Genomic DNA, 6417 nt, shown 5'->3' on the forward strand with positions numbered 1-6417 from the left:
CCCCGGCACCAGTGGAGCGCCGCCGTGGCCGCCGGGGCGGCGGGCGACTCGCTGCCGGTGTGAGCGGCGAGGCCCGCGCCGAACTCGTCGGTCATCGCCTGCGCGGCCTGCCGGCGTCCGGCGCGGGCGGTGGCCTCGACCGCCCAGGGCGCCAGTTCGGCCGCCCAGGCCCAGATGCCCTTGTCCCGGACCCGGTCCCAGGCCGCGGCGGCTTCGGATGCCGCCTTCTCCGGGTCGTCACGGGCGAGTGCCGTCCTGACCAGCGCTCCGGCGGCTGCGGCGATATGCGGCAGCGGGGAGCCGACGGGCAGGGGCCGCCCGTCGCCGGAGAACCAGGCGGCCATCTGCTGCCATTCGCCCTGGGCGAGCGACAGCATGCCGAGGACGATCCGGGCATCGGCCGCCGGGCCCGGCATCACCCCGGTCTCGGCCACAAAGGCCCGGGCCCGGCCGGACAGCCCCTCCCAGCGCCCGGTCAGCCAGTCCAGCAGCAGTCCCGTCCCCCGGCCGTCCTGTTCGACATAGACGGCCCCGGCACGGGATGCCAGGTCCCGGCCCTCCTCCAGGAGGTCCTCGACCGGCGCCAGCCGTCCGAGCCACAGGGCGGCGTCGGCCGCGTTCACCAGGCCCCGGGCCACATGCGGCAGCCGGCCGGGACTCCCGGTCTCGCCGCGCAACTGCTCCAGGACATCCCAGGCCGACGGGTCACCGGTCTCCAGCAGGATGGCGACCGTGTTGGCGGCGACCGCCGTGTGGACATCGCCGTCATCGCTCTCGGTCGCCATCTTCCGGACCCGGTCGAGCCAGTACAGATTGCGTTCCAGCGGGACCGGTGACATCACGGGCATGGCGAGCGCCGACATGGCGCGGGCGGCCAGCGCGGGCTGTCCGGCCAGTTCACCGGCGGCCCGTTCCAGCTCCACCCAGCCCTGGATGCCCTGGCCCGCCTGGTTGCAGAGCACCAGGCCCAGATCGAGCCGGATCCGGCCGCGGACGGCGGGCGGCAGGCTCTGTTCGTCGAGGATCTGGCGCAGCACCCGCACGGTGTGGTCGGTGTGCAGTCCGAGCACCGCGCTGTGGGCGAGGAGTACGGCGAGCCGGGCGCGGGTGTCCCGGGGCACCGCGGGATGGGACAGCGCCTGCTCCAGCAGGTCGATCGCCGTCTGGTGCGCTCCCTCCTCGGCGCACTGCCGGGCCGCGTGCTCGACCGCCTTGAGCCAGCCGCGTATCCGGCCGCCCAGCTGCCGGTGGACGGCGAGCCCTGCCCAGTCCACGGGCCTGCGGCGGGCGAGGACATCGGCGGCCCTGCGGTGCATGTCCTGCCGGAGCGGGCCGGGGAGTTCCCGCAGAACGTCGGTGCCCGCCACGGGTGACGGGAAGCCGTACAGATCCCGGCCGCACTCCCGCAGAGCGCCGCCCCGCAGCGCGGCGGCGAGCGCCTCCCTGCCGTCGTCGGGGGCCAGGCCGGCCACGGCGTACAGCTCCTGGGCACTGCCGGGGCCGTCGAGGACCGCCGCCGCCCGGACGACGGCGCGCTGCCGCTCCGGCAGCGCGGCGAGCCGCCCTGCCGTCAGTTCGGCGAGCCGTACGGGGGTTCCCGTGGCGTCCAGGTCCCTGGCGGTGTACCGGTCCCTCGGCCCGTACGCGTCCCCGAGTTGGCGCAGCAGATCCACGACGACCTGGGGCACGCCGCCGGATCGCTCATGGATACGCGCGACCAGCTCCGGTTGGGTGCTGTCCGTGCCGAGGCGTTGCGCCACCATCCGCCGTACCCGGTCGGCGCCGAGCGGTTCGAGACGTACGCGCAGGACGGCGAGCCGGGCCGGGTAGCCGACGGTCCGGCCGAGGACGAGAGAGGGCTCGGCGAGTTCCTCGGGCCGGTAGGCGAGCACGGCCGCGAGGTGGTCGGGCGGGCGTTCCAGCAGGTGCCGCAGCAGGTCCCGGCCCGCCCGGTCGGCGCGGTGGACATCGTCGGCGATCAGCAGGACGGGCCCGGGCCCCGCCAGGAGACCGGCCAGTTCGTCGGCGAGCGCCGCAGGCTCCCGGTGGAGTCGCGGCGCCGGGCCAGGGCGGTCGCACGGGTCCGGATCCGTGCCGCCGCCTGCCCGCGCGCCGCCGGGGCGCAGGCCGGCATCGGTGCGGCCCGCTGTCCGGGAGTCGCCGGGACGCAGGCCGGCATCGGCGCCGCCCCCTGTCCGGGAGTCGCCGGGCTCGGCGCGGCCGGCCGCACGGTCGGCGGACGGGGCCGCACGGAGTGCCACCCGGCCGGGGCCCTGGTCGACGGCGGCGGCCGGTTCGCCAGGGTCAGTCCGGTCGGCACGGCCCGAAGCGGGGCCGGCAGGCGGATCGGTACGCAGTGCCACCCGGTCGTGGTCCGGGCCTGCGCCCCGGTCCGGGCGCCCGGTGAGCCGCCCGTCGCCGCTCTCCGGCGGTCCGGTCCGTACCGGCAGATGTGTGAGCGTGACGCCGGACGCGGTGAACGTCATCACCACGCGTGTGCGGGGCCCGGACTCCGTACGCTCCAGCAGTCGGCCGAGCAGTCGGCTCTTGCCGGTGCCGGCACACCCCTCCAGCAGCAGGAGCGACGGATGGCGGCCGGTGCGGGCGGCGGTCTCCCGCAGCCATCGCTCCCAGATTTCGTCACTGAGTGTGGTCACCAACTCACCCTCCTCGACATTTCCGGGTATTTCATTTCTTTACGTATCCGTACTTCAGTCTCCCCAATTGCGCGGGGCACTGAGTGACAGGGAGCGTAGCCCCATCGGCCCGGGCGTCCACCTGGGCAGAGGGAGCCGACGTGATCGCATCAGAGGAGTCCACTCAGCCTCCGCCTTCCGGCCTCGTGCCGCACGACGGAGCCTCCGGGCTGGCCCAGTGTGCGATGTCGGCGACGCCGGAGTCGGCCCGCGCCCTGCGCCACTTCGCCCGCGCGGTCGCACGCCGATGGCGGCTGCACGACGACTTCCACGAGGCGCTGTCGGTGATCGTCACCGAGTTGGTCAGCAATGTGGTGCTGCACAGCGGCAGTACGTGGGTCGCTCTGGCGATCCGGGTCCGCGGGAACACCCTGACGACGGAGGTCCGCGACGGGGGCCGGTGGAAGCACCGGCTCACCCGGCGCCAGGAACCCCTGGACGCCGACGCGGACTGCGGTCAGGGGCTGCGGCTCGTGGGCGCGTACGCCACCCGGACGGTGACGCGCAGACTGCCCGCGGGCAGTGTGGTGGCGGCGGAGATCGTGATGGCACCCCGTGCCGGCCCGGCCCGGTGCATCGGCAGACAGCCGACGCGGGGCCCCGGCGGGGCGACGCCGCCCCCCGGCCAGTTCAGTGCTTCGGGACCGCCTCGCGGTGTTCCTTCGCCAGCTCCAGATACATGGCGGCGTTGATCCTGATGGTCTCGCGCTCCTCATCGGTGAGCGAGCGCCTGACCCGGGCGGGCACCCCCGCGACGAGGGAGCCCGGCGGGACCCGCATGCCCTGCGGGACGAGGGCCTGGGCGGCGACGAGCGAACCGGCGCCGATGTGCGCGCCGTTGAGGACGGTCGAGCCCATGCCGATCAGTACGTCGTCGTCGACGGTGCAGCCGTGGAGCACGGCGTTGTGGCCGACCGTGACCCGGTCACCGACGGTGACGGGGAAGCCCGGGTCGACATGGACCGTGCAGTTGTCCTGGATGTTGGAGTCCGCGCCGAGGACGATCGGACCGCAGTCGGCGCGCAGCACCGCGTGATACCAGACGCTGGAGCCCGCGGCCATGGTGACATCGCCGATCACGACCGAGGTGGGCGCGGTGAAGGCACCGGGCGAGATCGCCGGCTCCTTGCCGCCCACGGACGCGATCCAGGCCGCGCTGCCCCTCGTGTCCATGCTTCTCCTCCGGGTTTCTCCTCCGGCCTTCCCGGACTGCTCCCTGCGGTCCTCCGGGACTTCCCACGCCGGGCAGCCTAACCGGCGGGTGTGCGTGAGCGGGAGCGCAGGGCCCATCTGATCAGCGCCCATGAGCCCGATGCTACTCGCGAGTAAACAGATTGGCCGTGCTCCTCCCGTATCACCGGGAGGACGGGCGGGCGTGGCATCGGCACGGGAGCCATCTATCGTTACTCGCCATGTGGCCAGGACAGCAGCCGCCCGGGGGCGAGAACCCGAACGAGCAGAACCCGCAACAACCGAACCCGTACCAGCAGCCGGGATACCCACAGCAACCCGGGTACCAGCAGCCGGGGCAGCAACAGCCGAACCCCTATCAACAGCCGGGGTACCAGCAGCAGCCGGGATACCAGCAGCCCAACCCGTATCAGCAGCCGACCGTCCCGATGTACGGCGGACCAGGGGAGCCGCCCGGCGGGCCCCGGCCGCCGAAGGACGACCGGAAGAAGACCACGATCGTCGCCATCGTGGCGGCCACGGCGGTCGTCGCCGCCGCGGTGGTCACCGGAGTCGTCGTCCTCGGTGGCGAGGACAACGACAAGAACGACAAGGCGGACAAGCCCGCGAAGTCGGTGTCGAAGACACCGCCCTCGCAGTCGGCCAGTGCGCCGCCGGCCGAACCGCCGGCGAATCCGCGCGGGGGCGAGGACGCCCAGCCGACGATCCCGGGGTGGAAGGTCGTCACCAATCCCAAGCACGGAACGCAGTTCGACGTCCCGCCCACCTGGGACGTCCTGAACTCCGGCGTCATCACGGGCTTCGAGGACGACAAGAAGGGCGACGGCAGTCCGCTGGTCACCATGTCCGCACCGGCGTACTTCAAGGAAGCCTGGTGCACCTTCGACTCCGACAAGGACGGCAAGAAGGAGGAGTGGAGTCTGGCGGCCACCGGCACCAAGGGCGCTGACGGCGCGAAGGACAGCGCGACGGCCGCCCGCAACGAGGCCGGCTGGTGGGTGTGGAGCGGCTACGCCCAGGCACACCCCCGAAGCATTGTCAAGATCGCCAAGGCCGTTCCGTACACCACCAAGTCGGGGCTCTCCGGCAGCGTGGTGGCGGCGACAGCGGTCGGGGTGAAGAAGCCGACGAAGTGCGACACCGACGGCAAGTCGATCGCCTTCACCTTCAAGGACACCAAGAACGACTTCAAGACCTGGGTACTGCACGCCAACAAGGGCGTCCCGGACGAGGTCCCGGACGCGATCATCCAGCAGATCCTGAGCACGGTGCGGCTGGCGGGCACGTCCGCGAGCTGATCCCGGGGGCGACCCGCCGGACGGCAGTCCCGGCCCGGCCGGGACCGGCCGAACGCGGTCGGGACTGGCCGAACGCCGGTCGGCAGGGCGGCGGGGCGGCGGGATGGTCCGATGGTGACCTCTCCCCCGCCCCCGCCCGCCGACGTGTGCGCCGACCCGCGTGGGCGGGTCACACCGTCACGCCGCTGATCGCCGCGCGGTCGTCGCCGGTCCAGGCGGCCACGGCGCCCAGGTCGCCCAGGTCGCGGCGGCGGTCGCCGGGCCGCGGAGTCAGCCGATACCGAAGGCTCCGTCGGGCGGCTCGGGTGAGCCCTGCGCGTCCCGGTCGCCCACGGGTTCCGCCGTGCCCCTGAGACGCTCCAGCGGACCGCCGTGCTCGACCCGCGCCGGAAAGGGGTCGGCGGAGGTACGGCGGGCCAGCGCCACGGTGTCGACGGGGGTGTGCGAGGCGAGCAGCACGACATTGCCGAAGCGCCGGCCGCGCAGCACCGCCGGTTCCGCGATCACCACCAGATGCTCGAAGACGGCACCGAAGGTGGCCAGCTGGGAGCCCAGGAAGGTGAAGGGCGCGCTGTCGGCGAGATTGGCGGCGTACGTGCCCCCGGGGCGCAGGAGCCGTGCCGCCGCCCTCGCGTACTCGACCGAGGTGAGATGCGCGGGCACCCGCGCACCGCCGAAGACATCGGCGACGACCAGATCGGCCGAATCCCCGGGTGCCGCCTCGACCCAGGCGCGGGCGTCGGCCGCGTGCACGGTGATCCCCGAGCCCCCGGGGAGCGGCAGATGCTCTTGTACGAGCGCCAGCAGGCCCCGGTCGGCCTCCACGACGTCCTGCCGTGACCCCGGCCGGGTGGCGGCCGTGTAGCGGGGCAGGCTCAGCGCCCCGCCGCCGAGGTGGAGCACGTCGAGCGGGACGCCCTCCGGTGCGTGGCAGTCGACGACATGGGCGAGCCGCCGCGCGTACTCGAACTCCAGATGCTCCGGCTCGTCCAGATCGACATACGACTGGGGCGCGCCGTCGACAGTCAGCAGCCAGGCCCGCTCCCGGTCGACGTCCGGCAGCAGCCTGGCGGTGCCATGGTCCACGGTTCGCGTCACGGGTACGGGCTCGTCCACCGCTCCATTGTGGGGTGCGCTTCGCCTCCCGCGGGGTGCGGGTCCGCCTCCGGCGGGGTGTGCGGGTCCGCCTCCTGCGGGGTGTGCGGGTCCGCCTCCTGCGGGGTGTGTGGAGT

5 protein-coding genes are annotated in these 6417 nt (G+C 73.6%); 2 read left to right on the forward strand and 3 right to left on the reverse strand.

All coding sequences use genetic code 11. The features are described 5' to 3' along the window. Positions 1 to 2657: AAA family ATPase (locus tag ACWF94_RS29620; RefSeq protein WP_453495156.1), on the reverse strand; the 2657-nt coding region annotated here is incomplete at its 3' end. A 140-nt stretch (positions 2658 to 2797) separates the two neighbouring features. Here ACWF94_RS29620 and ACWF94_RS29625 point away from each other — a divergent pair. Beyond that, the gene (locus tag ACWF94_RS29625; RefSeq protein ID WP_453495158.1) at positions 2798 to 3388 is read left to right on the forward strand and encodes an ATP-binding protein; all 591 of its coding nucleotides are present in this window, start codon (positions 2798 to 2800) and stop codon (positions 3386 to 3388) included. Here the strand turns inward: ACWF94_RS29625 and ACWF94_RS29630 are convergent. Further along, a complete protein-coding gene (locus tag ACWF94_RS29630; RefSeq protein ID WP_453495161.1) occupies positions 3327 to 3869 on the reverse strand; it encodes a gamma carbonic anhydrase family protein in 543 nt (180 codons plus the stop codon). The two genes, ACWF94_RS29625 and ACWF94_RS29630, sit on opposite strands and share 62 nt — an antisense overlap. A 239-nt stretch (positions 3870 to 4108) precedes the next feature. Between ACWF94_RS29630 and ACWF94_RS29635 the strand changes: the two genes are divergently transcribed. After that, positions 4109 to 5185 (forward strand): hypothetical protein, encoded by a 1077-nt coding sequence (locus ACWF94_RS29635; protein WP_453495164.1) that lies wholly within the window; start codon positions 4109 to 4111, stop codon positions 5183 to 5185. Between the two features lie 270 nt (positions 5186 to 5455). Here the strand turns inward: ACWF94_RS29635 and ACWF94_RS29640 are convergent, their stop codons facing one another. Then, positions 5456 to 6301, reverse strand: coding sequence for a spermidine synthase (locus ACWF94_RS29640; RefSeq protein WP_453495167.1), 846 nt, complete (start codon positions 6299 to 6301; stop codon positions 5456 to 5458). Positions 6302 to 6417 lie beyond the last annotated feature (116 nt).

The organism is Streptomyces sp. NPDC055078, from assembly GCF_053607985.1.

Bases quoted from the DNA above. Each gene is read 5' to 3' on its own strand.
- ACWF94_RS29630 (WP_453495161.1), bottom strand. From the start codon at position 3,869: ATGGACACGAGGGGCAGCGCGGCCTGGATCGCGTCCGTGGGCGGCAAG.
- ACWF94_RS29635 (WP_453495164.1), top strand. From the start codon at position 4,109: ATGTGGCCAGGACAGCAGCCGCCCGGGGGCGAGAACCCGAACGAGCAG.